This is a genomic window from Verminephrobacter aporrectodeae subsp. tuberculatae At4 (assembly GCF_000193225.1).
GTDB classification, from domain to species: Bacteria; Pseudomonadota; Gammaproteobacteria; order Burkholderiales; family Burkholderiaceae_C; genus Acidovorax; species Acidovorax aporrectodeae.
This window is the reverse complement of sequence record NZ_AFAL01000105.1, coordinates 1-2,003: the sequence shown is the minus strand read 5'-3', so window position 1 is coordinate 2,003 and position 2,003 is coordinate 1. Positions and strand designations below refer to the sequence as shown.

General features: G+C 66.4%; 2 protein-coding genes. Both read right to left on the bottom strand.

Translation table 11 applies throughout. The features are described 5' to 3' along the window. The coding region (gene gltX, locus VTU_RS0104275) for a glutamate--tRNA ligase (protein WP_029554097.1) at nt 1-1,078 on the bottom strand (1,078 nt) is incomplete at its 3' end. A gap of 115 nt (nt 1,079-1,193) precedes the next feature. Then, nucleotides 1,194-2,003 (bottom strand): amidophosphoribosyltransferase (locus VTU_RS0104270; RefSeq protein ID WP_010101155.1); only part of this gene is annotated, 810 nt, incomplete at its 5' end.

Here is a 2,003-nt window from a genome sequence, read left to right as displayed (position 1 = left end):
CGCAGATCCGGGGGAGTCGGCCGTCGGTCAGCGCCTGCGCCGAAACCCCCTGCTGCTGCAACTGCGGTGCAAGCAGCGCGGCCAGCGCATCGTCGGCCATGGCCTTGAGATGCTGGGCGTTGACCCAGCGCAGTTTGGCCTCGTCGAACTGCGCTGCGCTGCGGCCCAGGTGATCGAGGTCGAACCAGCACAGGAGTTGCTCTCGGCTGAAGATCTCGTCGTCACCGTGGCTCCAACCCAGGCGCGCCAGGTAGTTCAGCAGCGCATCGGGCAGATAGCCTTCGTCGCGGTAGTGCGTCACGGGCTTGGCGCCATTGCGCTTGCTCATCTTTTCGCCGTGCTCATCGAGCACCGTGGGCAGGTGGGCGTACACCGGCGGCTCCTTGCCCAGTGCGCGAAAGATGTTGATCTGGCGCGGCGTGTTGTTCACATGGTCGTCGCCGCGGATCACGTGGGTGATGCGCATGTCGATGTCGTCGACCACCACGCAGAAGTTGTAGGTGGGGGTGCCGTCGGGGCGCGCAATCACGAGGTCGTCGAGTTCGTCGTTGCGGATCTCGACGCGGCCCTTGACCTTGTCGTCCCACGCCACCACGCCGCCTTGCGGGTTCCTGAAGCGCAGCACGGGCTGCACGCCAGCGGGAACGGGCGGCAGGCTCTTGCCGTCCTCGGGGCGCCAGGTTCCGTCGTAGCGCGGCTTCTCTTTGTCCGCCAACTGCCTTGCGCGCAGCGCGTCGAGTTCTTCCACGCCCATGTAGCAGGGGTACACATGGCCTGCGGCCTGGAGATCCGCGAGCGCGGCCCGGTAGCGGTCCATGCGCTGCATCTGGTAGAACGGGCCTTCGTCCGGCACCATTCCCAGCCACTGCAGGCCGTCCAGAATGACGTCCACGGCCGCCTGGCTGGAGCGCTGCACATCCGTGTCTTCGATGCGCAGGATGAAGTCCCCGCCCGTGGCGCGGGCAAACGCCCAGGGGTAGAGCGCTGAACGGACGTTGCCCAGGTGGATGAATCCCGTGGGCGAGGGAGCGAAGCGGGTGCGCACGCGGCCCGCGCTGGATGAGGTGGTTTCAGTCATGTCAAACCGATGGTGCAGGCGGCCTGCCTTTCGGAGCCGGCCGGTTTCAGGATTCATTTTGCCCAAGGGCGTTCGTGGCGCCACCGCCCTGCGGGGGCCATGCGAATGCGGCGCTTCAAGCCTCTTGTTGCACTTCCTGCGCGTTTGCCAGCGCCAGGCGGGAATAGTCCTCCTCGCCCGTCTCGACGCCGATCCGCCCTTCATTCAGGCTGGCGATGTCCTGCGCCGTGATGTCGCCGGTGACGTAGACGCCGTCGAAGCAGGATGCGTCAAACCCGGCAATGCTGCGGTTCAGCGCGCCCACGGCCTTCTTCATTCCGCCCACGTCCTGGTAGATGAGCGCGTCGCAGCCGATGAGCTGGCGAATCTCTTCGACCGTGCGGCCATGCGCGACGAGTTCGCTGCTGGTCGGCATGTCGATGCCGTACACGTTGGGATAGCGCACCGGGGGCGCGGCGCTCGCCAGGTACACCTTGCGCGCGCCGGCATCGCGCGCCATTTGCACGATCTCGCGGCTCGTGGTGCCGCGCACGATCGAGTCATCGACCAACAGCACGTTGCGGCCCTTGAATTCGCTGGCGATCACGTTGAGCTTCTGGCGCACGGATTTCTTGCGCACGCCCTGCCCGGGCATGATGAAGGTGCGGCCCACGTAGCGGTTCTTGACAAAGCCTTCGCGGTAGGGGATTCCCAGCAGATGCGCAAGCTGCGTGGCGCTGGGGCGGCTCGACTCGGGGATCGGGATGACGACGTCGATTTCGTTCGGCGGCACCGTGGACACCACGCGCTTGGCCAGGGTCTCGCCCAGGTTCAGGCGCGCCTGGTAGACCGAGATGCCGTCGAGCACCGAGTCGGGCCGCGCCAGGTACACGAACTCGAAGATGCAGGGGTTGAGCTGCGGGTTCTCGGCGCATTGGCGCGCGTG